30 protein-coding genes are annotated in these 25,869 nt (G+C 61.3%); 24 read left to right on the forward strand and 6 right to left on the reverse strand.

The window, feature by feature from the left end:
• The first annotated feature begins 150 nt into the window (after nucleotides 1-150).
• The 13 genes from C3Y91_RS15375 (at nucleotide 151) to visR (ending at nucleotide 12,284) form a co-directional block, all read left to right on the forward strand.
• A complete protein-coding gene (locus C3Y91_RS15375) occupies nucleotides 151-1,785 on the forward strand; it encodes a globin-coupled sensor protein (protein WP_130680995.1) in 1,635 nt (544 codons plus the stop codon).
• A gap of 63 nt (nucleotides 1,786-1,848) precedes the next feature.
• Nucleotides 1,849-2,145 carry an STAS domain-containing protein gene (locus C3Y91_RS15380; RefSeq protein ID WP_003545491.1) on the forward strand — a complete coding sequence of 99 codons (297 nt, stop codon included), beginning with the start codon at nucleotides 1,849-1,851 and terminating at the stop codon, nucleotides 2,143-2,145.
• Nucleotides 2,142-2,507 carry a chemotaxis response regulator CheY1 gene (cheY1, locus tag C3Y91_RS15385; RefSeq protein ID WP_003545492.1) on the forward strand — a complete coding sequence of 122 codons (366 nt, stop codon included), beginning with the start codon at nucleotides 2,142-2,144 and terminating at the stop codon, nucleotides 2,505-2,507. The genes C3Y91_RS15380 and cheY1 overlap by 4 nt, the downstream gene beginning before the upstream one ends.
• A 17-nt stretch (nucleotides 2,508-2,524) precedes the next feature.
• Entirely contained in the window at nucleotides 2,525-4,801 is a 2,277-nt protein-coding gene (locus tag C3Y91_RS15390) for a chemotaxis protein CheA (protein WP_130685923.1), read from the forward strand.
• Nucleotides 4,802-4,805: 4 nt separating this feature from the next.
• Nucleotides 4,806-5,273 carry a chemotaxis protein CheW gene (locus C3Y91_RS15395; RefSeq protein ID WP_018072552.1) on the forward strand — a complete coding sequence of 156 codons (468 nt, stop codon included), beginning with the start codon at nucleotides 4,806-4,808 and terminating at the stop codon, nucleotides 5,271-5,273.
• On the forward strand, nucleotides 5,270-6,178 hold the full coding sequence (gene cheR / locus C3Y91_RS15400; RefSeq protein ID WP_018072553.1) for a protein-glutamate O-methyltransferase CheR: 909 nt from the start codon (nucleotides 5,270-5,272) through the stop codon (nucleotides 6,176-6,178). The genes C3Y91_RS15395 and cheR overlap by 4 nt, the downstream gene beginning before the upstream one ends.
• A complete protein-coding gene (cheB, locus tag C3Y91_RS15405) occupies nucleotides 6,175-7,215 on the forward strand; it encodes a protein-glutamate O-methylesterase CheB (RefSeq protein ID WP_018072554.1) in 1,041 nt (346 codons plus the stop codon). Before cheR ends, cheB begins: the two co-directional genes overlap by 4 nt.
• Entirely contained in the window at nucleotides 7,216-7,605 is a 390-nt protein-coding gene (locus C3Y91_RS15410; RefSeq protein WP_003556488.1) for a response regulator, read from the forward strand.
• The gene (cheD, locus tag C3Y91_RS15415; RefSeq protein WP_003545509.1) at nucleotides 7,602-8,156 is read left to right on the forward strand and encodes a chemoreceptor glutamine deamidase CheD; all 555 of its coding nucleotides are present in this window, start codon (nucleotides 7,602-7,604) and stop codon (nucleotides 8,154-8,156) included. Before C3Y91_RS15410 ends, cheD begins: the two co-directional genes overlap by 4 nt.
• A 16-nt stretch (nucleotides 8,157-8,172) precedes the next feature.
• Nucleotides 8,173-8,562 carry a chemotaxis protein CheT gene (gene cheT, locus C3Y91_RS15420; protein ID WP_018072555.1) on the forward strand — a complete coding sequence of 130 codons (390 nt, stop codon included), beginning with the start codon at nucleotides 8,173-8,175 and terminating at the stop codon, nucleotides 8,560-8,562.
• A gap of 111 nt (nucleotides 8,563-8,673) precedes the next feature.
• Nucleotides 8,674-10,365: a flagellar basal-body MS-ring/collar protein FliF gene (fliF, locus tag C3Y91_RS15425; protein WP_130685924.1), complete on the forward strand. Its 1,692-nt coding sequence runs from the start codon at nucleotides 8,674-8,676 to the stop codon at nucleotides 10,363-10,365.
• Between the two features lie 417 nt (nucleotides 10,366-10,782).
• Nucleotides 10,783-11,529 carry a transcriptional regulator VisN gene (visN, locus tag C3Y91_RS15430; RefSeq protein WP_024320948.1) on the forward strand — a complete coding sequence of 249 codons (747 nt, stop codon included), beginning with the start codon at nucleotides 10,783-10,785 and terminating at the stop codon, nucleotides 11,527-11,529.
• An 8-nt stretch (nucleotides 11,530-11,537) separates the two neighbouring features.
• Complete coding sequence (visR, locus tag C3Y91_RS15435) at nucleotides 11,538-12,284, forward strand: transcriptional regulator VisR (RefSeq protein WP_130685925.1); 747 nt, start codon at nucleotides 11,538-11,540, stop codon at nucleotides 12,282-12,284.
• 109 nt (nucleotides 12,285-12,393) lie between these two features.
• On the opposite strand, the gene C3Y91_RS15440 is transcribed toward visR, so the two are convergent.
• From C3Y91_RS15440 to motA, 6 genes are all read right to left on the reverse strand, one after another.
• Nucleotides 12,394-12,837: a BspJ family T4SS effector nucleomodulin gene (locus C3Y91_RS15440; protein ID WP_018072559.1), complete on the reverse strand. Its 444-nt coding sequence runs from the start codon at nucleotides 12,835-12,837 to the stop codon at nucleotides 12,394-12,396.
• Between the two features lie 5 nt (nucleotides 12,838-12,842).
• Entirely contained in the window at nucleotides 12,843-13,922 is a 1,080-nt protein-coding gene (gene flhB / locus C3Y91_RS15445) for a flagellar biosynthesis protein FlhB (protein WP_024320945.1), read from the reverse strand.
• A 335-nt stretch (nucleotides 13,923-14,257) separates the two neighbouring features.
• Nucleotides 14,258-15,298 carry a flagellar motor switch protein FliG gene (gene fliG / locus C3Y91_RS15450; RefSeq protein ID WP_003556501.1) on the reverse strand — a complete coding sequence of 347 codons (1,041 nt, stop codon included), beginning with the start codon at nucleotides 15,296-15,298 and terminating at the stop codon, nucleotides 14,258-14,260.
• A gap of 28 nt (nucleotides 15,299-15,326) precedes the next feature.
• Nucleotides 15,327-15,914, reverse strand: coding sequence for a flagellar motor switch protein FliN (gene fliN / locus C3Y91_RS15455; protein WP_018072561.1), 588 nt, complete (start codon nucleotides 15,912-15,914; stop codon nucleotides 15,327-15,329).
• A gap of 65 nt (nucleotides 15,915-15,979) precedes the next feature.
• Entirely contained in the window at nucleotides 15,980-16,930 is a 951-nt protein-coding gene (locus tag C3Y91_RS15460) for a FliM/FliN family flagellar motor switch protein (RefSeq protein ID WP_164597619.1), read from the reverse strand.
• Nucleotides 16,931-17,803 carry a flagellar motor stator protein MotA gene (motA, locus tag C3Y91_RS15465; RefSeq protein ID WP_168575553.1) on the reverse strand — a complete coding sequence of 291 codons (873 nt, stop codon included), beginning with the start codon at nucleotides 17,801-17,803 and terminating at the stop codon, nucleotides 16,931-16,933.
• A gap of 254 nt (nucleotides 17,804-18,057) precedes the next feature.
• On the opposite strand from motA, the gene flgF reads away from it, so the two are divergent.
• The 11 genes from flgF (at nucleotide 18,058) to flgH (ending at nucleotide 25,858) form a co-directional block, all read left to right on the forward strand.
• Nucleotides 18,058-18,792: a flagellar basal-body rod protein FlgF gene (gene flgF / locus C3Y91_RS15470; protein WP_017967023.1), complete on the forward strand. Its 735-nt coding sequence runs from the start codon at nucleotides 18,058-18,060 to the stop codon at nucleotides 18,790-18,792.
• Between the two features lie 119 nt (nucleotides 18,793-18,911).
• The gene (gene fliI, locus C3Y91_RS15475) at nucleotides 18,912-20,312 is read left to right on the forward strand and encodes a flagellar protein export ATPase FliI (RefSeq protein WP_018493761.1); all 1,401 of its coding nucleotides are present in this window, start codon (nucleotides 18,912-18,914) and stop codon (nucleotides 20,310-20,312) included.
• A gap of 2 nt (nucleotides 20,313-20,314) precedes the next feature.
• Complete coding sequence (locus C3Y91_RS15480) at nucleotides 20,315-20,857, forward strand: hypothetical protein (RefSeq protein ID WP_018493762.1); 543 nt, start codon at nucleotides 20,315-20,317, stop codon at nucleotides 20,855-20,857.
• 166 nt (nucleotides 20,858-21,023) lie between these two features.
• Nucleotides 21,024-21,416, forward strand: a complete 393-nt coding sequence (flgB, locus tag C3Y91_RS15485) for a flagellar basal body rod protein FlgB (protein WP_018072565.1) — start codon at nucleotides 21,024-21,026, stop codon at nucleotides 21,414-21,416.
• Nucleotides 21,417-21,420: 4 nt separating this feature from the next.
• Complete coding sequence (gene flgC / locus C3Y91_RS15490) at nucleotides 21,421-21,837, forward strand: flagellar basal body rod protein FlgC (protein ID WP_018072566.1); 417 nt, start codon at nucleotides 21,421-21,423, stop codon at nucleotides 21,835-21,837.
• A 3-nt stretch (nucleotides 21,838-21,840) separates the two neighbouring features.
• A complete protein-coding gene (fliE, locus tag C3Y91_RS15495) occupies nucleotides 21,841-22,182 on the forward strand; it encodes a flagellar hook-basal body complex protein FliE (protein WP_018072567.1) in 342 nt (113 codons plus the stop codon).
• Between the two features lie 19 nt (nucleotides 22,183-22,201).
• Nucleotides 22,202-22,990, forward strand: a complete 789-nt coding sequence (flgG, locus tag C3Y91_RS15500; RefSeq protein WP_018072568.1) for a flagellar basal-body rod protein FlgG — start codon at nucleotides 22,202-22,204, stop codon at nucleotides 22,988-22,990.
• Between the two features lie 15 nt (nucleotides 22,991-23,005).
• Nucleotides 23,006-23,488: a flagellar basal body P-ring formation chaperone FlgA gene (gene flgA / locus C3Y91_RS15505; RefSeq protein WP_018072569.1), complete on the forward strand. Its 483-nt coding sequence runs from the start codon at nucleotides 23,006-23,008 to the stop codon at nucleotides 23,486-23,488.
• Nucleotides 23,485-24,606: a flagellar basal body P-ring protein FlgI gene (locus tag C3Y91_RS15510; protein ID WP_018072570.1), complete on the forward strand. Its 1,122-nt coding sequence runs from the start codon at nucleotides 23,485-23,487 to the stop codon at nucleotides 24,604-24,606. The genes flgA and C3Y91_RS15510 overlap by 4 nt, the downstream gene beginning before the upstream one ends.
• Entirely contained in the window at nucleotides 24,603-25,145 is a 543-nt protein-coding gene (locus C3Y91_RS15515) for a MotE family protein (protein WP_018493763.1), read from the forward strand. Before C3Y91_RS15510 ends, C3Y91_RS15515 begins: the two co-directional genes overlap by 4 nt.
• Complete coding sequence (gene flgH / locus C3Y91_RS15520; RefSeq protein WP_018072572.1) at nucleotides 25,142-25,858, forward strand: flagellar basal body L-ring protein FlgH; 717 nt, start codon at nucleotides 25,142-25,144, stop codon at nucleotides 25,856-25,858. The genes C3Y91_RS15515 and flgH overlap by 4 nt, the downstream gene beginning before the upstream one ends.
• Nucleotides 25,859-25,869: the final 11 nt, after the last annotated feature.

The raw sequence follows: 25,869 nt of genomic DNA on the forward strand, positions 1-25,869 counted from the left end.
CTCCGAAACATAGCTGATCAGGGGGCTCGATCCGCCGGTTGTAACCGGTGGTGAGGACCGTCTCAACGCTTCGCGTTCAACGGATGCTGCGCAAGTTTTTGGCCGGGCGTTCGCCCGGAAAGTGGTTGGGGACAGGCGTTGAGGCAGGACATGCCATCAGATCAGGCTCGTGGCGCGCAGGCAGGCAGCTTGCGCGACCGTCTGCGCTTTGCCGGTCTCGATGCCGACCAGTGCGAGCTGGTGCGCCGCAACCGGCCGGCCCTCGAAGCACATCTGAAGGCAGGCCTCAGGGATCTCTTCCACAGGTTCCAGTCATTCCCCGACGCCTCGCGCAATTTCGAGAGCGAGCGCCAGGTCGAGCGCCTGCACGATCTGCAGTCCTCGCATTGGGACGTGCTGACGGATGCGCGGTTCGACAGCCTCTATGCCGAGCGCGTCAAGGTTCTCTCCGATACTGAAAGCAAGATGGGCCTCGACCCGCGCTGGCACGTGGCCGGCCATGGCGTCATGCTGGAACATGTCGTTTCCGGCCTTGCCGAGCAGATCGCCGGCCGTCCGCTGCTGCCGTCGGCCAAACGCCGCACCCGCGAAATCTCCGATCTGATGACAGCGATCATCCGCATCGTCATGGTCGATGTGGAAATTGCCGTCTCGCTCCGCTTCAATGCGCTGCGCGCCGGGGAGCAGCGCGCGCTCGCCGACCAGCGCGCCGACAACGAGGCCGAGATCGCCCGGATCTTCGGCGATGTCATCGAAGGCCTGTCCGCACGCGACCTGACGCGACGCGCGCCTGTCGACGGCGATGGCGCCTATGGCGGGATCGCCGTCGCGCTGAACGGTGCGTTGGATGGCCTCCAGGCCGAGTTCACCGCCATTACCGAGCGCACGGTCAAGGCCGAAGCGGCGACGGGCTCGCTTGCCGGTCTGTCGCGGCAGTTTGCTGGCACGGCTTCTGGCCAGGCCGACCGGCTGCAGCTTTCCGCCGCGGCCCTTGCCGGCATCGCCGGTAGCGTCCGCGATGGCGCCGCCGACAGCCGCGCTGCCGAACAGGCGGCCGCCACGACGCGCGCTGCGGTCGAGGAAAGCGGCGAGGTCGTCGGCCGCGCGATCAGCGCCATGGCCGATATCGAGCAGTCGGCCGAAAAGATCGGCCAGATCATCGGTGCGATCGACGAGATCGCCTTCCAGACCAATCTCCTGGCGCTGAATGCCGGCATCGAAGCTGCTCGCGCCGGCGATTCCGGCCGCGGTTTTGCCGTCGTCGCCCAGGAAGTCCGCGCCCTTGCCCAGCGCTCGGCCGAAGCCGCCCGCGAGATCAAGACGCTGGTGACGACGACCAAGGCGCAGGTCGATGCCGGCGTGCAGATGGTCGGCCGCACACAGAATTCGATCGGCAGCATCGTACGTCAGGTCACCGACATCAACGCCGCCATCGCCGGCATCGCCACCCGAACCGGCGAACATGCCGCAAGCCTCGACAGCGTGACATCAGACGTCAAGGGCCTGGGTGGCGAGGTGGCGGACAGTGCCGGCCTTGCGGAGCGTTCGGCTGAAGGCGCCGACCACCTCCACACCGTCATTCTCGAGCTCGGCCAGACGATTCGCGAATTCCGCATCGCCCGGGAAAACGCGACTGCCGGGCGCCCTGCGCCGGTTCGCGTGACGCCGCCGCGCGCCATCGAGGTCGCCGCCCGTCCGGCACTCACCGAGGACGGATACGAAAATGACGATTTTGGCCTTCCGCAGCCCTTCGCAAGCGTCGGAGGTGGGCGGAATGTTTACTAACCTATCGGATGATCGCCTCAGCTCGTCTTCTCGGGCCGGGGATAAGGGGACAAGGAAAAGCTGATGGCAGCAAAGAAGAGTGGCAAGACGCTGGATTTGACAGCGGTGCTCGACCTCAACGAGGCTTCCGCCTTGCGCGATAAACTCCTCTCTCTCCGGGGTAGCGGTCTTTCGATAGACGCTTCCGGCGTTGAACGGATCGGTGCTCTTTGCGCCCAGGTTCTGATGTCCGCCGAGAAGACCTGGGAGCAGGACAAGCAGCCGTTCACCTTCTCCAAGGTGTCCGACGCATTTCAGAAAACCATGCAGCTGGTTGGCGTCAATATTGACCACCTGCTTGCCAAGGAGATTCGGCAATGAAGAAAAAAGTGCTGACCGTGGATGATTCCCGCACCATCCGAAACATGCTTCTCGTGACGCTGAACAATGCCGGCTTCGAGACGATCCAGGCGGAAGACGGCATCGAGGGCCTCGAGGTTCTCGAAGAGTCCAATCCTGACGTCATCGTGACCGACATCAACATGCCGCGCCTCGATGGTTTCGGCTTCATCGAAGGTGTTCGCCGCAACGAGAAATATCGGGCGATCCCGATCCTGGTTCTGACCACCGAAAGCGACGCGGAAAAGAAGAACCGTGCCCGCCAGGCCGGTGCCACGGGCTGGATCGTCAAGCCTTTTGACCCGGCCAAGCTGATCGATGCCATTGAGCGTGTAACCGCTTAAACCCAGGATTTGCTCCTATGGATATGAACGAAATCAAAGAGATCTTTTTCCAGGAGTGCGAGGAACAGCTCGCCGAGCTGGAATCCGGTCTTCTGAAAATGAATGATGGCGATCGCGATCCGGAAACCGTCAATGCGGTGTTCCGTGCCGTGCATTCGATCAAGGGTGGCGCCGGCGCCTTCGGCCTTGACGATCTGGTGGCCTTCGCCCATGTCTTCGAGACCACTCTCGATTGCGTTCGATCCAACAAGCTTGAGCCGAACCAGGATGTCCTGAAGGTGATGCTGAAGTCGGCCGACGTGCTCGCCGACCTGACGAACGCTGCGCGCGACGGCGGCAGTGTCGATGAAAGCCGCAGCCGCGGCCTCGTCAAGGAGCTCGAGGCGCTGGCCAACGGTGAGATGCCGTCTCCCTCGGCCTCAGTCGAGGCGCCTGCGCCGAGGGCCGCCGCAAAGCCCGCTCCGGCGCCGACCCCCAAGCCGACGGACGACAGCGGCTTCCAGCCAGTCCCCTTTTCCTTCGACGATTTCGGCGGCGAGGGCGATGCGGGCGACATGCCGACCTATGAAGTCATCTTCAAGCCGCGCTACGAACTCTATTCCAAGGGCAATGACGCCACCCTGCTGCTGCGTGACCTCTCGCGCCTCGGTGAAATGACGATCTATTGCAACACGGATGACCTGCCGGGCCTCGAGGAACTCGATCCGGAAGGCGCTTATTTCTTCTGGAACGTCACGATCAAGACGGACAAGGGCGAGGACGCCATTCGCACCGTCTTCGAATTCGCCGAGTGGGATTGCGAACTGACGGTGAAGCCGGTCGAAGAAGCAAGGGCCGACGCGACCAGCAACGACGAACTGCCGATGGTGCCGGTTCCCTTCGATCTGTCGATCCTGGACGAAACGGGCGCAACGGAAGAGGTTTCCGCCTCAGACGCGCGCGCCGAAGAGACCGCCGCCGCCGTTGCCGCCGCGGAGACCGCCTCCAACGTCACGCAGATGGTCGCCGCCCGCGTCGAGAAGAAGGAATCGGCCGCCGCCGCAGCGGCCGCAGCAAGTGCTGCCGCCCAGAACAATGCCGCTGGCGCCGGCCAGACGATCCGCGTCGATCTCGACCGTGTCGACCGCCTGATCAACCTCGTCGGCGAATTGGTCATCAACCAGGCGATGCTGTCGCAGAGCGTCATCGAGAACGACACGACCGGCACCTCCTCGATCAATATGGGCCTCGAGGAGCTGCAGCAGCTCACCCGCGAGATCCAGGACTCGGTCATGGCGATCCGCGCGCAGCCGGTAAAGCCGGTCTTCCAGCGCATGTCGCGTATCGTCCGCGAAATCGCCGATATGACCGGCAAGTCGATCCGCCTGATCACCGAAGGTGAAAACACCGAAGTCGACAAGACGGTCATCGACAAGCTGGCCGAGCCGCTGACCCACATGATCCGCAACGCCGTCGACCACGGCATCGAAACGCCCGAAAAGCGTGCCGCCGCCGGCAAGAACACCGAAGGCACGGTCCGCCTGACCGCCAAGCATCGTTCGGGACGCATCCTGATCGAGCTTGCCGACGACGGCGCCGGCATCAACCGCGAGAAGGTCCGCCAGAAGGCGATCGACAACGACCTTATCCCGGCCGATTCCAACCTGTCGGACGAGGAAATCGACAACCTGATCTTCCTGCCGGGCTTCTCGACGGCCGACAAGATCTCCGACATCTCCGGCCGCGGCGTCGGCATGGACGTCGTCAAACGTTCGATCCAGGCGCTCGGCGGCCGCATCAACATCACCTCGAAGCCGGGTCACGGCTCGGTCTTCACCATGAGCCTGCCGCTGACGCTCGCCGTCCTTGACGGCATGGTGGTCACCGTCGCCGGCCAGACGCTGGTCGTGCCGCTGACCGCGATCGTCGAAACCCTGCAGCCGGAAGCTGCCGCGATCCACTCCTTCGGTGCCAACCACCGGCTGATCTCGATCCGCAACAGCTTCTGCCCGCTGGTCGACGTCGGCCGCATCCTGAACTTCCGCGCCACCCAGGCCAATCCGGTGGAGGGCGTGGCGCTTCTGGTGGAATCCGAAGGCGGCGGCCAGCGCGCTCTGATGGTCGATGCCATCCAGGGTCAGCGCCAGGTGGTCATCAAGAGCCTGGAAGCGAACTACACCCATGTGCCGGGCATTGCCGCCGCCACCATTCTCGGTGACGGCCGCGTCGCTCTCATCCTCGATGTCGATGCGGTTGTCGGCGCTTCGCGCGGCCAGTCGCTCAAAGCGGAAATGTCGCTAGCAGCGGTGGGATAAGGGAATGTCGTACACTGTAAAAAATCTGAACGAGGGGGATCGCGAGTTGATCGCGTTCCGCATCGGGGATCAGGAATTTTGCGTGAACATCATGTCGGTTCGCGAAATCCGGGGCTGGACCCCGGCGACCGCGATGCCGCATTCGCCGACCTATATGCTGGGTGTCATCAACCTGCGCGGCGCGGTGCTGCCGATCATCGATCTTGCGGCCCGGCTCGGCATGAAGCCGGCCGATCCGACCGCCCGTCATGTCATTATCGTCGCCCAGGTCCGGCGTAAAGTCGTCGGCCTCCTGGTCGACGCCGTTTCCGATATCCTGACGGTGACCGACGAAACCATCCAGCCGACGCCCGAAATCTCCTCCGAGCTCGAGCGTCAATTTGCCCGCGGCGTTCTCGCGATCGAGAAGCGCATGATCTGCCTGATCGAACTCGAATCCCTCTTTCCAGAGACCGAAAGCGAAGCCGCATGAGTGTAATGGGCGCAAAAGATCAGAGACAGGGATCCGACGAGGTCCTGGCGAGCGGAGAATATCCGCTGACGCGCCGCGACCTCACGGAGATCGCCGCAATGATCTATTCGGATGCCGGCATCTTCCTCAACGAGACGAAGGCGTCGCTCGTCTATTCGCGTCTTTCGAAACATATCCGCAATCTCGGTCTGTCCGGCTTTCGGGAATATTGCGACCTCGTCGCTTCGCCGGCGGGTGCTGCGCCGCGCCGGGAGATGCTTTCGCACCTGACCACCAATTTTACCCGCTTCTTCCGCGAGAACCACCATTTCGACCACCTGCGCGACCATGTCCTGCCGGAACTTCTGCAGCGGGCGAGATCGGGCGGCAGAGTGCGCATCTGGTCGGCCGCCTCCTCCGATGGGCAGGAACCCTATTCGATCGCGCTGACGGTGCTGTCGCTGATGCCGAATGTCGCGGACTACGACTTCAAGATCCTGGCAACCGACATCGACCCGAAGATCCTCGCGATCGCCCGGGCCGGCGCCTATGACGAGAGCGCGCTCGAAACCGTGTCGCCGGCCATGCGCAAGCAATGGTTCAGCGAAGTCGAGGTTCAGGGGCGAAGGAAATTCCAGGTCGACGACCGCGTCAAGCGGCTGATCACCTACAACGAGCTGAACCTGATGGCGCAATGGCCGTTCAAGGGCAAGTTCGACGTCATCTTCTGCCGCAACGTCGTCATCTATTTCGACGAGCCGACGCAGATGAAGATCTGGCAGCGTTTCGCCGGCCTGTTGCCGGAAGGCGGTCACCTCTATATCGGCCATTCCGAGCGTGTTTCGGGTGAGGCAAAACACGTCTTCGACAATATCGGCATCACGACCTATCGCTATACGGCCAAAGGTCTCGGGAGGAAGGCATGAGCGCTCCGGCAAGGGTTCTCGTTGTTGACGACTCCCCGACGATGCGGGGCCTGATCACCGCTGTGCTGAGTTCCGACCCCGAGGTCAACGTCATCGGCCAGGCCGGCGACGCGTTGGAGGCGCGCGAGGCAATCAAGCGGCTGAATCCCGACGTCCTGACGCTCGACATCGAGATGCCGAACATGAATGGTCTCGATTTTCTCGAAAAGATCATGACGCTGCGTCCGATGCCGGTGATCATGGTATCCACAATGACCCATCGCGGCGCCGAGGCGACGCTTGCGGCGCTGGAGATCGGCGCGTTCGACTGCGTCGGTAAGCCGGGGCCGGGCGAACTCAGGCCCTTCGGCGACCTCGCCGAGAAGGTCAAGGCCGCCGCGCGCACGCAACGCCAGTATTCCCAGCCTGTTGCCGCCGTGCCACCGCCCTCGGTCGCCGATTTCCGCGTCGGCCGCAAGATCGTCGCGATCGGCTCGTCGACCGGCGGCGTCGAGGCGCTGATTGCCGTGCTGCAGAAATTCCCGGCGAATTGCCCGCCGACCGTCATCACCCAGCATATGCCGCCGACCTTCACCAAGAGCTTCGCCGAACGGCTGAACCGCCTCTGTGCGCCGGTGGTGCAGGAAGCGACCGATGGTGCCCGTCTCGAAATCGGCAAGATCTATCTGGCGCCCGGCGGCGAGCGTCATCTGCAGGTCAGTGGTGCCTCGGCGCCGTGCTGCCGTCTCATTGATCGGGCGCCGGTCAACGGTCACCGCCCCTCGGTGGACGTACTTTTCGATTCGGTCGCGGAACTGGCGGGCCGCAACGCTGTCGGCGTGATTTTGACCGGCATGGGCCGCGATGGCGCCGCTGGATTGTTGAAAATGCGCCACGCCGGCGCCAGAACGCTCGGCCAGAACGAAAAAACCTGTGTCGTTTACGGAATGCCAAGGGTTGCTCACGAACTTGGCGCCGTTGAGCAGCAGCTTCCGCTGTCTGCCATCGGTGAAGAAATATTGAAAATGACAGCCGCCCGAAAGGAAGGGACCGAATAAATGTCGATCGCGGAGAAAATCAAAGTTCTGATCGTCGATGATCAGGTAACGAGCCGGTTGCTGCTCAGCGATGCGCTGACCCAGCTCGGTTTCAAGCAGATCACGTCGGCCGGCGACGGCGAGCAGGGCATGAAGATCATGGCCGAGCAGCCGCACCACCTGGTGATCTCGGATTTCAACATGCCGAAGATGGATGGCATCGGCTTCCTTCAGGCCGTGCGCACCAACCCGAACACCAAGAAGGCGGCCTTCATCATCCTCACCGCCCAGGGCGACCGCGCACTGGTGCAGAAGGCGGCCCAGCTCGGCGCCAACAACGTGCTCGCCAAGCCGTTCACGATCGAGAAGATGAAAGCGGCCATCGAAGCCGTGTTTGGAGCCCTGAAATGATCACTGAGGGGGCAGCCCGCCGCGTGCATATCATTCAGGGCGAGTACAAGGTTCTGAACGATCCGAATGCGGTCCTCTCGACCATTCTCGGTTCGTGCGTGGCTGCGTGCCTCAGAGATCCTGTCGCCGGTGTCGGCGGCATGAACCACTTTTTGCTGCCCGGTTCGGCGACGTCGCCGACATCAGGTGGCGATGCCACGCGGTACGGCGTGCATCTGATGGAACTGCTGATCAACGGTCTCCTGAAGCAGGGCGCCCGGCGCGACCGGCTGGAGGCAAAGATCTTCGGCGGCGCGAAGACGATCTCGACATTCTCCAATGTCGGTGAGCAGAACGCGGCCTTCGCCGTGCAGTTCCTGAGGGATGAAGGCATTCCGGTGGTCGGTTCCAGCACCGGCGGAGAGCATGGACGCAAGCTTGAATATTGGCCGGTCTCCGGTCGTGCCCGGCAATACCCCCTGACCGGCGCCGAAACGCAGAGAACCGTCGCTCTCGAGCAGCGCCCCGCCGCTCCGCAGAAGCCCGTCGAAACCAGTATCGAATTTTTTTGATGGCGAGGATTTTCATATGACATTTAACCCGGTGATGGAGCCGCCTGCGCCTGTCGAAGCGCTGAGCGACATCCTGATGCGCATCGTGTCCGAACTGCACGATGTCGCCTACCTCATCGAGCGCATCGAGCCGCAGCTTCTCGAAATCGGCGGCGCCGAAATCCTGAATTCGCCGGATGCCATGAAGGTCATGCAGGGCATTGATCTGGCCGTGCAGAAATCGCGCGGCCTTGCCGAATTTATCGATACCATCACCGGCGAAATCCCGCACGGCTGGGCAGTCGACGTCGCAACCGCGCTCAGCCTCGTCAAGTTGGCAGAGATGCAGAAGGCATTGGGCGGCGCCACACGCCACGGCCATTCCCAGCCATTGAGCAAGGCAGCCGGCGACTTCGATTTCTTCTAGGGTCTTTTCGGCCCGCACGCGCTTCACGAAACGCTCGCACAAGTTTCGCCGACTATTCGTCAGATGAGGCAATAAGCCTGCTTTGTCTTTGACGGATCGTGCGAGAACAGAATGAATCTGTTAAATCAATTAGTTCAGATATTTAAGAACTTCGGCGCCTTGGGCCGAACGCGCCTGATGATTCTTGGAGGCGTCGGTGCCGTCTCTATCGCAATCGTCCTTGCGGCCGCCCTTTTCGTCAACAAGCCGGCACAGGAAACGCTCTATGTCGGTCTGGACTCGCCGGATCTCAACCAGATCAGCATGGCGCTTGCCGAAGCCAACGTCGATTTCCAGGTCGGCACGGACGGCTCCAGCATCAGCGTTCCCGCGGGGATGACGGGCAAGGCCCGGCTGATGCTTGCCGAGCGCGGCCTACCGAACAGCGCCAACGCCGGTTACGAACTCTTCGACAATGTCGGCTCCCTCGGCCTGACCTCCTTCATGCAGGAGGTGACGCGGGTTCGCGCTCTGGAAGGCGAAATCGCCCGCACCATCCAGTCGATCTCGGGTATAACGGCCGCACGCGTCCATATCGTCATGCCGGAGGTCGGAAACTTCCGGAAGGCGGAGCAGAAACCGACTGCCTCCGTCATGATTCGCGCCAGCGCCACAACTGGACGCAGCGCAGCGACCTCGATCCGCCACCTCGTCGCCTCGGCCGTGCCGGGGCTTGACGTCGATGACGTGACCATCCTCGATTCCGCCGGCCAGCTGCTCGCTTCCGGCGACGAGGCGAGCAACAGCTCGCTGAATCGTTCGCTCAACATCGTCCAGAACGTTCAGCAGGAAGTCGAATCCAACATCGACAAGGCGCTGGCACCCTTCCTCGGCATGGACAACTTCCGCTCCAGCGTCACCGCCGATCTCAACACCGACGCCCAGCAGATCCAGGAAACGACCTACGATCCCGAATCCAAGGTCGAACGCTCGGTCCGCTCGACGAAGGAAGCCCAGCAGTCGCAGCAGAAGCAGTCCGATAGCGCGACGACGGTCGAGCAGAACATTCCGCAGGCGGCTCCTGAGGCCGGCGGTTCCGCTGGGCCCGAATCGCAGGACAAATCCGACAAGCGCGAAGAACAGACCAACTACGAAATCAACAGCAAGACGACGGCGACGACCCGCAACAGCTACAAGGTCGAAAAGCTTTCGATCGCCGTGGTGGTCAACAAGGGCCGCATCGCCAAGATGGTCGGAGAACCCGCCGACCAGACCAAGGTCGATGCCTATCTTGCCGAAATGCAGAAGATCGTCGCTTCGGCGGCCGGCATCGACGCCAAGCGCGGCGACGTCGTCACCGTCACGGCCATGGACTTCCTCGAGAACCAGCTGCTCGAAGACGCCACCGGTGGTGTCCGCGTCATGGACATGCTGAGCCGCAACCTTGCCGGCATCATCAACTCGCTCGCCTTTGTCGCGGTCGCCTTCGTGGTCGTCTGGATGGGCCTGCGGCCTCTGGTGCGCAGCGTCAGCGGCAACGGCAGCTCTACGCCTTTCGGCGACGCCACGCCGGAAGCGGCCGGCCTCGAGCTTCCTGACTTCGCGCCTGCATCAGGAGCTGCCGGGGGCGCTCTCATGGACGGCTTCGGGTCCGATTTCGGCTTCGACAGTACCGAGGACCTGCTCAGTCTCGGCGACGACGATGGAAACTTCAATCGGCGCGTCAAGGAAGGCCCGGAACGCAAGCTTTCCCGGATGGTCGAGATCAACGAGGAACGCGCCGCGAAAATCCTCAGGAAATGGGCGATCGACGACGCAGCGTAAAGGAAAGGCCGGGCAACCGGCCTTTTTTTATGTCGGTACGAAAAGCCGTGACGGGAGCCGCGAGAGACTAGGCACGACAATCAGGGCCTGGAATTCGAATAAGACGATAGACCCGATCAGCGAAATGCGGCTGTAGGGAGAAATGATGGGATCGACTCGCGTAAAACGCGAAGCAAGTTGCGATACCGCCAGAATCACCTTAGCCTCCCTATATCTTGAAGGCTGGAATGAGTGGTCGAATCAGTGCATGGGCGATAGCGAAAGTAAATCCCTAGAAGTCGGAGATGGTGATTTGCATCGTCCGGCTTACCCTTAGGTGATTCGAAATGGGATTCGAGCGGGACTTGAATTGAATCCCTTACAGAAAAATTGCTGTTGCACCGAGTTCGATCGTTTCTCAGCCGCAGGACATTGCCAATGGATATGAATGTAATTCAGGCGAGCAAAGGCGAGAGGCATATGGCGAATTTCGCGAGTGCGGTGGTGCCGGATCTGTTGCCACGCGATGAGCTGCTTCAGCGCCTCCACGGTGTCGCTAGCACCGGCAGGTTGCAGTCTGGTTTGCGCGCATTGACGGACTACGTGGGTGCTTCGCACTACCTTCTGGCGCGCTGCGATCTCCTTCAGGAAAGTGGCCTCGATTTCATCGTCTCGTCGGACTGGCCCTTCGACCTGGTCAGGGACATTGCCAATGATCTGGTCCGCGGTTATGCCCGCTCGACCGAGTTGGAAAAATGCATGCAGGTTTTCCAGCCGAATTTTGCTCTTCTGCCTGACAGTGCCGAAGTTCCGGACGGCGCCAGCCGCCAATATTGTTCGGTGACCTTCAATGTCGGCCGGTCGCGGCTGGCTCTCATGTTCCTGTTCGGCGAGGGGTTCATCCTTTCGCCGGAGCGCCTGCGCGATGTTGGCCTGCTTGCAGGTTATGTCGCGAGCTTCCTTCGCTGCGGTGGTACGAAAGTCGATCGCGATTTCGAATTGACCGACCGCGAGCTGGAATGCCTGTTCTGGATCGCCGAGGGCAAGACCAGCGACGAGATCGCGATGATCCTCGGAATCTCTCGCAATACCATCAACAACTACATCACCAGCGTGATGCGCAAGACGGCGACCAAGACCCGGTCCGAGGCCATTGCCTTCGCCGTCCGCAATAATCTCGTATAGGGGGATCTATGGGGTATCCATCAGGCAGGACCATGAGCAGTGCTGAGCAACTGCGCATGGTGCGTGTGAGCAGGATTTCCAGCCGGTCCGATCTTTTTCCGCGGCTGATCGCGATGCAGAAGCTCGCCGATGCGCAAGGGTTCGCAATCTTCCGCGTCAGCGGCTCGGGCATTCCGGCAAAGCAGCGGCTTGTCTGCGAGCTCGAGAACTGGGGGTCTTCCAATGCCGGTTTCGGCAAGGCCTTCACGGATGCTTATGGCGATATTCTTCTCGACCATATCGACAAATCGCTGCTGCCGCTGTCATGGGCCGGCGGTTACGACCGTGCGGCACCCGGTCCGGCGGACTTCTCGCCGTTCATGACGCGGCTGCAGGACGGTATTCTGCCTTTCTCCGGCCTTGCCTTTCCGGTGCGGCTCGGCGCCGTCGGCAATGGTTTCATCCTTTTCACCGGCGATGAGCTCGATCCCTCGAGCGATACCATCGTCGAGCTGCACGGTCGCTGCTGCCATATCATGATGGATCTGCTCTCGCTCGACGAACGCCGCACGGCTGCCGCCGAGGCGCTCAGCGAACGCGAAATCGCCTGTCTGCAGCTTGCCGGCGACGGCCGCATCAGCGAAGAGATCGCCGACAAGCTCGGCCTGTCCGTGCACACCGTGAACGCCTATCTCGGCTCGGCGACCATCAAGCTCGATTCCGTCAATCGCATCCAGGCGATCGCCAAGGCGATCCGGCTCGGTTATATCAGCTGAACCCGCGCGTAGGGTCCGTTACATCGCCGCGCGTCTTTACAGACGCGCAACGCTGCAACGCTTTACTTGCAGTCCAAAGCGAATGAAAGCGCGATTCCCTTGAAGAAAGTCAGCCGGCCAGCGCCTGAGGCGGCTGGTTCACGCTGTAGCGCGCTTCCCGAAGGCTCTTTTTGAGGAAGATGGTGTTCTCGTCGGGATCGGCCGAGGGATCCTGGAAAGCGATATGATTGATCTCGATGCCGGCGTGATCTTCGGCAAGGGTAAGCTGTGCGTAAACGGTGACGCCGCGCGGCTTGATTTCCAGATCGAGAACGACTTCGGGCTTGCCGCCCCACTCCAGCGTATAGTTGCCGCCCAGGCCGAAATTCACCGTGCCCGGATGAAAGAAAAGCTCCGCCGCCGAAGCGACGAGATCGGAAAGGTTGCCGTAATACTCGAAGCGCAGCAGTGAAATAAGGTCAGAAGCATCCAGAAGGCGCAGTTCAGTGGCGACCGGGCTGATCGCGTCTGCGAGGATCTTTTCACGCTGGGTAGAGTGAGGGCATTTTTTCATTCGGCTTATCTGACCCGTTTGTTCTTGGCGTCTGCAGCGTAGACCCGGTGGATGAGCTCCGCAACCGCCTTATAGAAGACTGACGGGATGACACTATCGATCGAGACTTGCGCAAACATGGAGCGCGCAAGGGGCGGATCTTCGAACACCGGTATGCCGTTCTTCTCGGCGATCTCCCTGATTTTGAGCGCGATGAGGTCCTGACCCTTGGCCAGCACCACCGGCGCGTCGTTCTCTTCACGCGCGTAACGCAGCGCCACCGCATAGTGCGTCGGGTTGGCAATCACCAGCGTTGCACGGTGCACGTTGGCGATCATGCGCCGGCGCGCCCGGTCGCGCATCAGCGAGCGCTGCCGGCTCTTGACGAAGGGGTCGCCCTGCGCCTGCTTGTTTTCTTCCTTTATTTCGTGCCGCGTCATCTTCAGCTCGGTGAACCAGTGATGGCGCGTCCAGAAAAGATCGGCGATTGCGACGATCGCAGTGGCGATCAGCATGACGATGATGATCTTGCGCATCGCCGCCATCATTCGCACGAGAATCGTCTGCGGATCGGAGAACATCGCGTCGATCGAGCTGAAATATTCGCTCCTGAGCACGAAGAACAGGATCACCCCGACGATGACCACCTTGAACAGCGACTTGCCGAATTCGACGAGGCCGGGCAGGCTGAAGAGCCGCGACCAGCCTTTGATCGGCGAGATACGCGAGGCCTGTGGGCGGATGCGTTCGAGCACCGGAGTCGGCAGGTTCTGGAAGACGGAGGAGGCAACGCCGAACACCATAAACAGGATGAAGGCGGGCGCCAGCAGCGCCGCACTTGCCCAGCCGAGCCGCCCGAACAGGGCCAGGACATCCGGCCCCGTCTCGATCTTCCATTGGTCGGGCTGTTCGAAGATGTCGCGCAGCGTTTCACTCATGCGTCCGACGCTGTCGGGAAGGAAGAATACGAGGTAAATGAAGGTAGCGAGGATCGTCGCAAAGATCGAAAGTTCGCGCGAAAACGGCACGTTGCCCTTTTCCGCGGCATCGGTTTGCTTTTTCGCGGTTGGGGCTTCTGTTTTGCTGTCCTTGTCATCGTCTGCCAAGTCGCGGCCCTCCGTCAAAGAAATAGGCCGCAGCTAACGCATGTCGCCCAAAAACGTGCAGCGGTTTTGGGATGACGACATGCATCAAAACAAAGACCTAAAGCGCGTCGCACGAACCGAGTTCTATGCGACGCGCTTTAGAGCGCAGCCTGTTGCGGGAAGGGTAGCCGCCTGTGGCACGGCGATCAACAGCCGCCTTTCGGCATGCCGGATTTGTCAACAGTCTCGACGAGCCAAAGCATGTCGCGCAAAAGTGTGCAGCGGTTTTGCGATAACGACATGCGAAAAAAATGACCTAAAGCGCGAGGAGCGAATCTGAAAGATCGCGACGCGCTTTAGGCGGCCGCCGAAGCGTCGCCTTCCTTTTCCTTGAGCTCGATCTGGCCGGAATTGGCCAGGCGAATGGCTTCCTGTGCCACGGCGCGGCGGGCAATCGCGATCTCGCGCGGATTGACGCCGCCCATGCCGCTCTGCAGATCCGATTCGATCATGCGGCGCTGGCGTGGGCTGATGGCGGAGAGAACCGATTCGCGGATCTCGGGCGGCGACCCGCGCAGCGCGACGGTGAGCACATCCGTCGAGATGTCGTTAAGCAGCATGACGCGGCTGCGCTGCGGCATGTACATGAGGTCCTCGAACAGGAAGATCTTCGGGCGAACCTTGTTGACCGACTCGCGGCTGATCGATTCGAGCGAGGTGAGCAGCGTGTCGACCTGCGGCTTGTCGAGTTCGTTCATCAGATCGGCGACCTTCGTCGAACCGGCCGCATTGCGCTCTGCCTCGACCTCGGCAAGCAGCGTCATGACCTGGTTTTCGATGATCTGCGCAGCCTTCGGGCTGACCGCCTTCATGTTGACCGTTCTGTTCATGATGTCGGCGCGGCGGTTGTCGGGAAGCTGCAGCAGCACCTTGGCGCCGAAGGAGGAGGGCATCATCGATAGAATATAGGCGACGGTCTGCGGATGTTCGCGCAGCAGGAACTGCGCGACGAATGTCGGCTCCGCCTCGCTGAGGCGATCCCAGATCGAGGTTTCGTAGGCCTGGAATGCGGTGCGGCGGCCGAGCAGGCTGTCGACCTCGTCGGGCGTCAGGCCTTCTTCCAGAATGGCCTCGATCGCCTTGGCGTTGTCCATCAGTCCGGCGCCCTCGGTGAAGAGGTCTTCGAATTCGGAGACGAGCAACAGCAGCTCGTCCGGCGGAATGGCGCGCAGCGACTGGGCGGAAGAGATAATGGTCTGCAGTTCGGCCTGGGTGAAATATTTCAACAGCCGGCCGGCGACTCCCTTTCCCATAGCGAGAAGAACAGCCGCTGCCTTTTCAGCCTGGGTCAACGGTTTCCCGGCTAGCGCGCCGCCGAAATCGTCAAAGTCCATCATGGTCTAACCTCTCCGTCCCACACAGGGATCAGGCTTTTTTCGTACTCAAAACTTCTATCAGTTTCACACCGAATCGCGTGTCGTCGTTATCAAGCACCGTAATCTCGCCGCGGGCAATCCTGCGGCCATTCACCATGATCTCGACCGGTTCGCCGATCTTCTTGTCGAGGGCGATCGTTGCCCCTTCATTGAGGTTCATCAGGCCGGAGACCTGCATCCGGCTGGTGCCGAGCATGATCTGGACGTCGATCGGGATGTCCATGATCAGGTCGAAGTTGGAATTCAAAGCGCTGCCGAGCGGGGCCGGCGACGCCTCGAAGGAGGAGCTGCTGCCGAAATCCATGCCGGCAGCCGGGCTGGCATCGCCGCCGCCGAAGTCGCCGCCGAAATCGTCGCTGCCAAAGGGCGTTTCCGAAGTCTCGCCGCCAAAGGCCGCCAGGTCCGTTCCTGCTGCGAAGGGGTCGCTCTGCAGGTCGCCGCCAAACTGCGACAGGTCGCCGTCGGCATCCTGCTTCAGCACGCCGCGCAGATCGTCGATCGCCTGATCGAGATCGGCTTCGCTGCCCGGAAGATCCTGGGAGAGGTCACTGTTCTGCTGTGTTTTCTTCGTAGCCATGAAATCACTATTCCAGTTGAAACTTGCCTCAAACTGCCTTTGCAGCCCAAAAGCCAGAGAACCGATTAATTCATTAAATGACGGATGAGTTCGTCATCCGAGTTCATCGTATCCTTGACGCGGACCATGTAATTTTCGCCTGAACGCCCGAACTCGCACACATACAATTCCTTGCTGTTGGCGCTGACCTCGACGCGCACATCGCCGTGATCGCGGAACGGAATGACGTCGCCGACCATCAGCTTCGATATTGTCCGCAGCGTCAAGTCCTGCAGCCTGATCTTGGCCTCGAGCGTGACATGTGAGCGGCGGACCTGGTCGCCGAGCTGTTCGGTCCATTCCGCTGAGTTGCTGCTGGCCTGGCGTTTCGGCTTCGGCGGCGTCACCTTGGTCTTGAGCAGAGCCGTCTGCGGAACGATCAACGAAAATTCCGAAACGATGCCGGCAAGCGTGATCGACATGTTGATGGCGGCCGCGAATTCATCCGGACGATCCTCCTGCGGCCGGGCGCGCATGTCATGGGCGTGCGGGGCCGAAAGGCTCGGTTCGAAACCGCCCGGCGCGTTGACAGCCGAGCGCAGCACCTTGGCGATCTTGTCGAAGACCATGACCGCCAGATCGAGCTCGATGATCGACAGCAGCCGGTCGGCCGGTTCCTCGATCGTATCGGCTGTGGCGCCGAGCAGATGCTCCATCAGCGTGATGACGAAGCCGTTGCCGCAGGCAAGCGTAATGTTCTGCGACCAGTTGCGCAGCGTCGCGTCGACGAGTGTGACGTTCGCGCTCAGGTCTTCGATGAGGTGGTTCTTGTAGCCAATCTCGCAGCCGAGATAATTGACCGTCACGTCGAGGCCGGTCTCGCTTTTGATGACGTCGGGAAAGAATTCGCTGTAGATTTCCCCGAAGGAGCTGCAGATCTTGGCGACTCTGCCTCTGTCGCCAAGCCCGCCTGTCAGCTTGGCGAGGAGGGAAGGATCCATTGCCGGTTTATCATGCGAAGCATTGCTCATAGTCATTTAAGCCGCCTTGTTTTCGCCACCTGGGTTCATCATTTCCTGCTCGACCGCATCGATGGACGGACGCTCGTAAGCCGAGATCGTCTTGCGGCCGTATTCGAGCGCGACCTGCGGCACCGAGCCGTTCATATAGGCAAGCAGCGTCTGCTTGACGATGACGTAGAGGCGGTGCTGCTTGTTGCGCACGACCTTGATCTGGGAGACCAGCGGCGAGCAGACGCAGTAGGACAAGAGAATGCCGAGGAAGGTGCCGACGAGCGCCGAGCCGATCAGGTGGCCGAGCACTTCGGGCGAATCGTTGATGTGGGCCATCGCCTTGATGACGCCGAGAACCGCCGCAACGATGCCGATCGCCGGGAAGGAATCGCTCATGATCTGGATCGAGTGGTAGGGCTTCATCTTGTCGTGCATGATGGTGTTGAGCTCTTCGTCCATCAGCGCCTCGATCTCGTGGCTGCGGGCGTTGCCGATGATGATCAGGCGTACGTAGTCGCAGATGAACGCCGTCAGCTCCCTGTTCTTCAGAACCGTTGGAGCCGACTGGAAGATCGTCGATTCGGCCGGATTGTCGATATGGGCTTCGATTTCGTTTCGCGACTTGGTGCGCAGGTCGCGCATCAGCGAATAGAGCACGCCGAGCGTGTCGAGATAGTTGCGCTCCTTCGGCACGGCGTGCCTGAAGGCTTCGCTGAGCGCCTTGCCGGAGTCCTTCACCACCTTCATCGGGTTCGCCATGATGAAGCTGCCGAGGCCGGCGCCGCCGATGATGAGGAATTCGAAGGGCTGGAACAGCGCGTCCACTTCGCCGCCCATCGCCATGAAGCTGCCGACGATACAGCCGCAAGTCACTATAAATCCGATAATGATATTCATCGTCAGCCCAATCTGAACGTTGCTTTTCTTTGAGACGGATAGGGTTTCTGCCTTGCGTGAGGCTGATGAAAGGCCCGATCGCCAAGCATTTCCGCGTGCCAGCTTCGCGCAAGCATCTGCCGTCACTCTAAAGGAGACGAATGGGTGCCCGCACCCGTTTCTGAGATGCCGCCTCAGCGAAATCCCGGCCGAACCACATCAGACGACGCCCGGCTTTTCGTCCCGTTCATCGCCAATGCTTGGAGCTTACCGACATGCAATCCGGTCTTTATGTTTCTCTGTCGTCGCAGATGGCCCTCGAAAAACGTCTGAACACCATCGCAGACAACATGGCGAACGTGAATACGACCGGTTTTCGCGCCACTGAGGTGAAGTTCGACGAGATGGTGGCGAATACCAAGAACAAGCTGAACACCAAGGTCGCCTTCGTTTCCCAGGGCAACGACTATCTGAACGAGGGAAACGGCGAACTGCAGCACACCGGCAACATGCTCGATTTCGCCATCAAGGGTGATGCCTGGTTTTCGCTCGATACGCCGGCCGGCCGCGTGTTGACGAGGGATGGCCGCTTCACGATCAAGGAAACCGGCGAACTTGTTTCGATCCGGGGATATCCGGTTCTTGATGCTGGCGGTGCCCCGATCCAGCTCAACACCAAAGGGGGCGAGCCCGCCGTCGGCACCGACGGCATCATCTATCAGGGCGGTCGCCAGGTCGGCTCCCTCGGCCTGTTTGAGGCCGATATCAGCAAGGGTTACCTGCGCTACGAAAACAGCGGCATCATGACCACCGACCAGCCGCGCGCCGTCGTCGACCGCTTCAATGTCGGTGTCGAGCAGGGTTATCTCGAAAACTCCAACGTCAACGCCATGCGTGAGATCACCCAGCTGATCGAAGTCAACCGCGCCTTCGAAAGCGTCTCGTCGCTGATGCGCGACAGCGAAGATTCCTTCAAGGAAGCCGTCCAGACACTTGGGGGCAGCCGCTAATGCATGTCGCCCAAAAGTGTCCGGCGGTTTTGGGAGGACGACATGCACAAGAACAAAGACCAAAAATACGTTGCATGCAGCAAGCTGCACGCGACGTATCTTAGGGCGAAAGTTGAAGCATGAGCACCACGCTACTGTCTGAGGACGGCCTTTCCCCGAAGCTGGCGCATCTGGCTGGCCTCGTCGACCGATACGCATCGCCGGAGTTTGCGGTTGCCCATGGCGGTCGCGTGCAGACCATCGCCGCCGGCCACTACACGGTTCACGGTCTCTCCCGCCATGTTCGTCTCGGCGAGTTCGTGGCCCATAAATCCGCGACCGGCATCCATCTCGGCGAAGTCGTGCGCGTCGAACCGGAACTGATCTATGTCTGCCCGATCGAACCCGGCGAGCCGATCGGCATCCACGATACCGTGATCCGCAAAGGCGCCTTCCGCATTTCTCCGTCGGACAGCTGGTGCGGGCGCACCGTCAACTCGCTCGGCGAGCCGATCGACGGGCTGGGTCCGATCACCGAGGGGCTCGATCGCCGCTCGATCTCCAATACCGCGCCGCCCTCGATGACCCGCAAGCGTGTCGAGACTGGCTTCAAGACCGGCGTGCGCGCGATCGACATCTTCTCGCCGCTCTGCCTCGGGCAGCGCCTCGGCATCTTCGCCGGCTCCGGTGTTGGCAAGTCGACACTTCTGTCCATGCTCGCCCGCGCCGATGCTTTCGACAAGGTTGTCATTGCGCTCGTCGGCGAACGCGGCCGCGAGGTGCGCGAATTCATCGAGGATACGCTCGGCAGCAATATGAGGAAGGCGATCGCCGTCGTCGCAACCAGCGATGAGAGCCCGATGCTGCGCAAGATGGCGCCGCTGACGGCCGTCACCGTCGCCGAACATTTCCGCGACAAGGGCGAGAACGTTCTCTTCATCGTCGACAGTGTCACGCGTTTCGCCCATGCGATCCGCGAGGTGGCGACCGCCTCCGGCGAGCCGCCGATCGCGCGCGGCTATCCCGCTTCCGTCTTCACCGAGCTGCCGCGCTTGCTGGAACGCGCCGGCCCCGGCCCCGAGGGCACCGGCACCATCACGGCGATCATCTCGATCCTTGTCGACGGCGACAATCACAACGACCCGATTGCCGATTCGACGCGCGGCATCCTCGACGGTCATATTGTCCTGCAGCGCAGTCTCGCCGAAGAAGGGCGTTATCCTCCGATCGATCCGCTCGCCTCGATCTCGCGTCTTGCCCGCAAGGCCTGGACGCCGGATCAGGAAAAGCTGGTGTCGCGGCTGAAGGTGCTGATCCATCGTTTCGAAGAGACGCGCGACCTGCGCATGATCGGCGGTTACCGCCAGGGTGCCGACCCCGATCTCGACATGGCGATCAAGCAGGTGCCGATCATTTACGACGTTCTGAAACAGTCTCCGGGCGATCGCGACTCGCTCGATGCCTTCGCCGATCTCGCCGGCGCACTCAAGGCCGCAGCCGGTATGGGCAATCAGGGCGCACCCATTCAGAGGAGAGGCTAGACGTGGCTGAATTCGACGACGAACGCATCGCTTCCCTGAAGCAGCGCAGGAAAACCGTCATGCTGGATCGGCTGCTGACCTTCAGCGGCCTGGCGCTCGCCGGCGCCTCCGCTTTTTTCCCCTGGTACGTATTCTTCAACGCGGACAAGTTCGGCATCAACGTTGCCACCAGCAGCAATTCGCGCGAACTGCCGGATTGGCCGGCCCGCAACGTCTTCAGCGTCTCGCCGCTTGCCATGGTCAACAAGAACGAGGGAGACAAGAAGGCCCCGCCGATCGATCCGCTGACGACCGCAACGGTGTCTGATCTCGGCAAGGAGCGCGATGGCGGCCCCATATTGGAGGAACAGCCCTTCCCCGGGAAGTCTTCTTTTCGCCTGCTGCACGTCTCCAACGGCCGGGCGCTGATCGAGGATCCCTCCGGCATGTATGTGGTGCGCGTCGGCTCGATCCTGCCCGACGAGAGCCGCCTTGCGACACTCGAGCAGCGCGACGGCAAATGGATGATCGTCACCTCCAAGGGCGAGACCTACCAGAACAACTGAATCTGTCCGCAAAGCCAGGCAACAGGGGCTCCGCCGCGAACCGGCCGGAGCCCCTGTTCTTTTGATCGCGGCGGCGTTCGCAGAAAAGCGTCTCGAAGCCTGAATTCCCGTAAGTCCCACGCAAGATTACCGCACTAGGTTCGGGACAGTAAAAACGGAGAGTTTCATGCAACCAATCCAACTTTTCGACTTGGCTTCGCGACAGGCGGAATGGCTGACGATCCGTCAGCAGGTTGTTGCCGGCAACATCGCGAATGCCAATACCCCGAAGTTCCACGCCAAGGACGTCACGCCCTTTGACGCTGTGCTCGACAAGTCCGACATCGCCATGGCGCGCACCAATCCGGCGCATCTCAGCGGTAACGATTTCAGCAACAGCGGCGATATCGACGTCAAGGAGGCCGCACTCGACCAGGAAATCGGCGTCCAGGAATCCGGCAATACGGTCGGTTTGGCCGAGGAGCTTTCCAAGTCGGGCGATATCAAGCGCCAGTACGATCTGAACACCTCGCTGGTCAGTTCCTTCAATCGCATGATGTTGATGACCGTCAGAAGGTAAAGTCATGGATCCGCTTTCAGCAGCAATGAAAATCGCCGGTTCCGGGCTCGAGGCGCAGTCGACGCGGTTACGCATCGTCTCGGAAAACATCGCCAACGCCCGCTCGACCGGCGACACGCCCGGCGCCGATCCCTATCGCCGCAAGACGATCACCTTCGGCCAGCAGATGGATCGCACCAACGACGTAGAGACCGTCGGCGTCAAGAAGGTCGGCGTCGACGAAGGCGATTTCAGCACTGAATTCGATCCCAGCAATCCGGCTGCGGACAAGAAGGGTGTCGTCAAACTGCCGAACGTCAACATCCTGGTCGAGATGGCCGACATGCGCGAAGCCAATCGCTCGTATGACGCCAATCTGCAGACCATCAAACAGACCCGCGATCTCATCTCCTCCACGATCGACCTCCTGAAGAGCCAATAATCAATGATCAGCAGCGTCCAGAATGTCAGCAACCTGTCGATGACCCGTGCGCTTGGCGCCGTCGACACCGAAAATTCCGCCTCGTCCTCTGTCGCCACCATGCCGGGCACCGCAGGTGCGGCCAATGGCATGAGCTTCGCCTCTATCATGGGCAACATGGCGAGCGATGCGGTCAACAGCCTGAAGGGTGCGGAAAGCATGTCCTTTGCCGGTATCAAGGGCACAGCGACGACGCGTGAAGTCGTCGATTCCATGCTCCAGGCCGAGCAGACGCTGCAGACCGCGATTGCCATCCGCGACAAGGTCGTCTCGGCCTTTCTCGAAGTCACCAAGATGCAGATGTAACTGATTTGAGGACGAACACATGAGAGCGCTCGCCATCGCAGCAACGGGTATGGATGCCCAGCAGACCAATCTGGAAGTCATCGCGAACAATATCGCGAACATCAATACGACGGGTTTCAAGCGCGCCCGCGCCGAATTCTCGGATCTTCTCTACCAGACCGAACGTGCCAAGGGTGTCGCCAACCGCGCCAACCAGGCCGTCGTTCCGGAAGGTGCCAATATCGGCCTCGGCGTCCAGACCTCGGCGGTCCGCAACCTGCATCTCCAGGGCGAACTGACCCAGACCGGCAACGATCTCGACGTGGCGCTGATCGGCAAGGGCTTCTTCCAGATCCAGTCGACCGACGGTACGACGCTTTACAGCCGCGCCGGCGCCTTCAACAAGAACGACCAGGGCCAGCTCGTCACCATCGATGGTTATGAGGTCCTTCCCGGCATCACTATTCCGACGGGCTCGACCGAGCTGACGATCAGCCGCTCCGGCCAGGTTTCAGCCAAGCTGCCGGGTGCGACGGATGCGACCGTACTCGGTCAGTTGACGCTTGCCGACTTCGTCAACGAGGCGGGTCTCCAGCCACTCGGCGACAATCTCTTCCAGGAAACGCCGGCCTCCGGCGAAGCCGTCATCGGCAATCCCGATGAGGAAGGTTTCGCTTACATGAAGCAGGGCTATCTGGAATCTTCGAACGTCGACCCGGTGAAGGAAATCACCGAGCTGATCTCGGCCCAGCGCGCTTACGAAATGAATTCCAAGGTGATCACCACCGCTGATGAAATGGCCTCCATCGTCAGCAAGAACCTGAAGTAAGGGAAGGGCCGAAACATGATGTTTTGCCGGGCAGGACACATCTCAGGATGGGTGGCGGCAGCCACGATCGCAGTCGCGGGCATTATCTTGCCCGCGTCGGCGGATGCCGGCATGGGTTATGCCGTCGTCCCGACCACGATCATCTACCCAGGCGACACATTGTCGGCCAGCCAGCTCCAGGAGGTCGAGGTCACCAACCCCAACCTCGCCGGCGATTATGCCAAATCCGTTTCGCAGGTCGAAGGTATGGTTTCCAAGCGCACGCTGTTGCCGGGCCGCACGATCTCGGTCTCGGCCCTGCGCGAGGCCTATACGGTAACCCGTGGCTCTTCGATTCGCCTGGTCTTCTCGCTCGGCGCGATGACGATTTCCGCCGCCGGCACGCCGCTCGAAGACGGCGCGACCGGGCAGGTCGTCCGCGCCCGCAATATGGATTCCGGCGTCATCGTCAGCGGCACGGTGCTTGCGGACGGCACGGTCCATGTGAGGGCAAAATGAAATTGTTCTTCCGTTTCGTCACTCTTGTCGCGGTTCTCGCCATGAGTTTGGCTGATGTCGGGCCCGCCTGGGCGCTGACCTCCCGCATCAAGGACATCGCCTCCCTTCAGGCCGGCCGCGATAACCAGTTGATCGGTTATGGACTCATTGTCGGCCTCCAGGGGACCGGCGACGGCTTCCGGTCCTCGCCCTTCACTGAACAGTCGATGCGCGCGATGCTGCAGAATCTCGGCATCTCGACGCAGGGCGGCCAATCCAACGCCAAGAACACGGCGGCCGTGATGGTCACCGCCAACCTGCCCCCTTTCGCAAGCCCCGGCAGCCGTATCGACGTGACGGTGAGCTCGCTCGGTGATGCGACGTCGCTGCGCGGCGGCACGCTCGTCATGACCTCACTTTCCGGCGCCGACGGCCAAATCTATGCAGTCGCGCAGGGTGCCGCCATCGTTTCCGGTTTTCAGGCGCAGGGCCAGGCGGCGACCGTGACCGAAGGCGTCACCACTGCCGGCCGCGTGCCCGGCGGTGCGATTATCGAGCGGGAACTGCCGTCCCGCTTCAAGGACTCTGTCAATCTCGTCCTGCAGCTGCGCAACCCCGACTTCTCGACGGCGATCCGTATCGCCGACATCGTCAACGGTTATGCCTCGGCGCGCTTCGGCGGCCCGGTTGCCGAAGCCAAGGATTCGCAGGAAGTCGTGATCCAGAAGCCGCGCACGGCCGATCTCACCCGGCTGATGGCCGATATCGAAAATCTCATCGTCGAGACCGATACGCCGGCCAAGGTGGTCATCAACGAACGCACTGGAACGATCGTCATCGGCTCGGATGTCCGCGTCTCGCCGGTTGCCGTCAGCTACGGCACGCTCACGGTTCAGGTCACCGAAACGCCGCAGATCATCCAGCCCGAACCCTTCTCGCAAGGCCGGACTGCCGTCCAGCCGCAGACCGATATTGCCGCCGAGCAGACTGGTGGGCGTGTCGCGATCATCGACGGCCCCGACCTCAGGACCCTCGTCGCTGGCCTCAACAATATCGGCGTGAAACCGGATGGCATCATCGCCATTCTCCAGGGCATCAAGTCGGCAGGCGCCCTGCAGGCGGAGCTTGTGCTGCAATGATTGATATCATCAACCGTGACATGACGGTCCTGCAACTGCTGCGCCGGTTGGCGCTGCCGGCCGCGGGCCTCGTCCTTCTGTCGATCCCCGGCGCCTTCGCGCAGGAACATGCGCCGGCGGGCGACATCACCTCCCAGGACGAGATCAAGCAGTTCTGCACCAACATTGCCGATCCCGCCCGCGACCAGCGTTACCTCTTGCAGAAGCAGGAACTGGAAAAGCTTCGCGCCGATATTGACGCCCGCATGGCGGAAATGGACAAGCGCAAGACCGAATACCAGGACTGGCTGAAGCGGCGCGATGATTTCCTGAAGCAGGCGGAAGCCGGCCTCACCGAGATCTACAGGAAGATGAAACCGGATGCGGCCGCACTTCAGCTGCAGGACATGAAGATCGAGGTGGCCTCCGCCGTGATCATGCGGCTCGGCCCGCGGCAGTCGAGCCTCATCCTCAACGAGATGGACCCGCAAAAGGCCGCGGTCATCGCCAGCGTCATCGCCAGTGCGTCCGATCCCAATACGTCGAAGGATCCTTCATGAATATGCGTTTCCCGGCCGCGATCGCCGCCCTCGCAATCCTTGCAGGTTGCCAGTCTCCGACGGCAGTCAGCGAGATCGGCCGTGCGCCCGCCATGAGCCCGATCGGCAGCGGCCTCGCCTATGGCCAGACCCCGCAGATGGCGCTCTATCCGAAGCAGCCGCGCGCCGTGGCGCAGGGCTATTCGCTGTGGAGCGATTCGCAGGCCGCCCTCTTCAAGGACGCGCGCGCGCTCAACGTCGGCGACATCCTGACCGTCGATATCCAGATCAACGACAAGGCCTCCTTCGACAACGAGACCAACCGCAGCCGCACGAATTCGAGCGGCATGAACTGGGACGTCAACGCCCAGATCTTCGGCTGGACGCCCGAGTCCAAGACCGACCTGACCTATGGTTCCGACACCAGCACCGACGGCAAGGGCAAGATCGAGCGCACCGACAAGCTCACCCTTCTGGTCGCCGCCGTCGTCACCGGCATTCTCGAAAACGGCAACCTCGTCATATCGGGCTCGCAGGAAGTCCGGCTGAACCAGGAACTGCGCATCCTGAACGTCGCCGGTATCGTTCGTCCGCAGGACGTCAATGCCGAAAACCAGATCTCCTATGACAAGATCGCCGAAGCCCGCATCTCCTACGGTGGCCGCGGCCGCCTGATGGAAGTGCAGCAGCCTCCGCGCGGCCAGCAGGCCGTCGATCTTTTCTCGCCGCTTTGAGGCTGAACGAC

This window comes from Rhizobium ruizarguesonis (assembly GCF_012349115.1).
GTDB classification, from domain to species: domain Bacteria; phylum Pseudomonadota; class Alphaproteobacteria; order Rhizobiales; family Rhizobiaceae; genus Rhizobium; species Rhizobium ruizarguesonis.

What these genes read in the sequence shown, in the direction of transcription:
- C3Y91_RS15375 (WP_130680995.1), top strand. Translation starts at nt 151, where the DNA reads ATGCCATCAGATCAGGCTCGTGGCGCGCAGGCAGGCAGCTTGCGCGAC.
- C3Y91_RS15380 (WP_003545491.1), top strand. Translation starts at nt 1,849, where the DNA reads ATGGCAGCAAAGAAGAGTGGCAAGACGCTGGATTTGACAGCGGTGCTC.
- cheY1 (WP_003545492.1), top strand. Translation starts at nt 2,142, where the DNA reads ATGAAGAAAAAAGTGCTGACCGTGGATGATTCCCGCACCATCCGAAAC.
- C3Y91_RS15390 (WP_130685923.1), top strand. Translation starts at nt 2,525, where the DNA reads ATGGATATGAACGAAATCAAAGAGATCTTTTTCCAGGAGTGCGAGGAA.
- C3Y91_RS15395 (WP_018072552.1), top strand. Translation starts at nt 4,806, where the DNA reads ATGTCGTACACTGTAAAAAATCTGAACGAGGGGGATCGCGAGTTGATC.
- cheR (WP_018072553.1), top strand. Translation starts at nt 5,270, where the DNA reads ATGAGTGTAATGGGCGCAAAAGATCAGAGACAGGGATCCGACGAGGTC.
- cheB (WP_018072554.1), top strand. Translation starts at nt 6,175, where the DNA reads ATGAGCGCTCCGGCAAGGGTTCTCGTTGTTGACGACTCCCCGACGATG.
- C3Y91_RS15410 (WP_003556488.1), top strand. Translation starts at nt 7,216, where the DNA reads ATGTCGATCGCGGAGAAAATCAAAGTTCTGATCGTCGATGATCAGGTA.
- cheD (WP_003545509.1), top strand. Translation starts at nt 7,602, where the DNA reads ATGATCACTGAGGGGGCAGCCCGCCGCGTGCATATCATTCAGGGCGAG.
- cheT (WP_018072555.1), top strand. Translation starts at nt 8,173, where the DNA reads ATGACATTTAACCCGGTGATGGAGCCGCCTGCGCCTGTCGAAGCGCTG.
- fliF (WP_130685924.1), top strand. Translation starts at nt 8,674, where the DNA reads ATGAATCTGTTAAATCAATTAGTTCAGATATTTAAGAACTTCGGCGCC.
- visN (WP_024320948.1), top strand. Translation starts at nt 10,783, where the DNA reads ATGGATATGAATGTAATTCAGGCGAGCAAAGGCGAGAGGCATATGGCG.
- visR (WP_130685925.1), top strand. Translation starts at nt 11,538, where the DNA reads ATGGGGTATCCATCAGGCAGGACCATGAGCAGTGCTGAGCAACTGCGC.
- C3Y91_RS15440 (WP_018072559.1), bottom strand. Translation starts at nt 12,837, where the DNA reads ATGAAAAAATGCCCTCACTCTACCCAGCGTGAAAAGATCCTCGCAGAC.
- fliG (WP_003556501.1), bottom strand. Translation starts at nt 15,298, where the DNA reads ATGATGGACTTTGACGATTTCGGCGGCGCGCTAGCCGGGAAACCGTTG.
- fliN (WP_018072561.1), bottom strand. Translation starts at nt 15,914, where the DNA reads ATGGCTACGAAGAAAACACAGCAGAACAGTGACCTCTCCCAGGATCTT.
- C3Y91_RS15460 (WP_164597619.1), bottom strand. Translation starts at nt 16,930, where the DNA reads ATGACTATGAGCAATGCTTCGCATGATAAACCGGCAATGGATCCTTCC.
- motA (WP_168575553.1), bottom strand. Translation starts at nt 17,803, where the DNA reads ATGAATATCATTATCGGATTTATAGTGACTTGCGGCTGTATCGTCGGC.
- flgF (WP_017967023.1), top strand. Translation starts at nt 18,058, where the DNA reads ATGCAATCCGGTCTTTATGTTTCTCTGTCGTCGCAGATGGCCCTCGAA.
- fliI (WP_018493761.1), top strand. Translation starts at nt 18,912, where the DNA reads ATGAGCACCACGCTACTGTCTGAGGACGGCCTTTCCCCGAAGCTGGCG.
- flgB (WP_018072565.1), top strand. Translation starts at nt 21,024, where the DNA reads ATGCAACCAATCCAACTTTTCGACTTGGCTTCGCGACAGGCGGAATGG.
- flgC (WP_018072566.1), top strand. Translation starts at nt 21,421, where the DNA reads ATGGATCCGCTTTCAGCAGCAATGAAAATCGCCGGTTCCGGGCTCGAG.
- fliE (WP_018072567.1), top strand. Translation starts at nt 21,841, where the DNA reads ATGATCAGCAGCGTCCAGAATGTCAGCAACCTGTCGATGACCCGTGCG.
- flgG (WP_018072568.1), top strand. Translation starts at nt 22,202, where the DNA reads ATGAGAGCGCTCGCCATCGCAGCAACGGGTATGGATGCCCAGCAGACC.
- flgA (WP_018072569.1), top strand. Translation starts at nt 23,006, where the DNA reads ATGATGTTTTGCCGGGCAGGACACATCTCAGGATGGGTGGCGGCAGCC.
- C3Y91_RS15510 (WP_018072570.1), top strand. Translation starts at nt 23,485, where the DNA reads ATGAAATTGTTCTTCCGTTTCGTCACTCTTGTCGCGGTTCTCGCCATG.
- C3Y91_RS15515 (WP_018493763.1), top strand. Translation starts at nt 24,603, where the DNA reads ATGATTGATATCATCAACCGTGACATGACGGTCCTGCAACTGCTGCGC.
- flgH (WP_018072572.1), top strand. Translation starts at nt 25,142, where the DNA reads ATGAATATGCGTTTCCCGGCCGCGATCGCCGCCCTCGCAATCCTTGCA.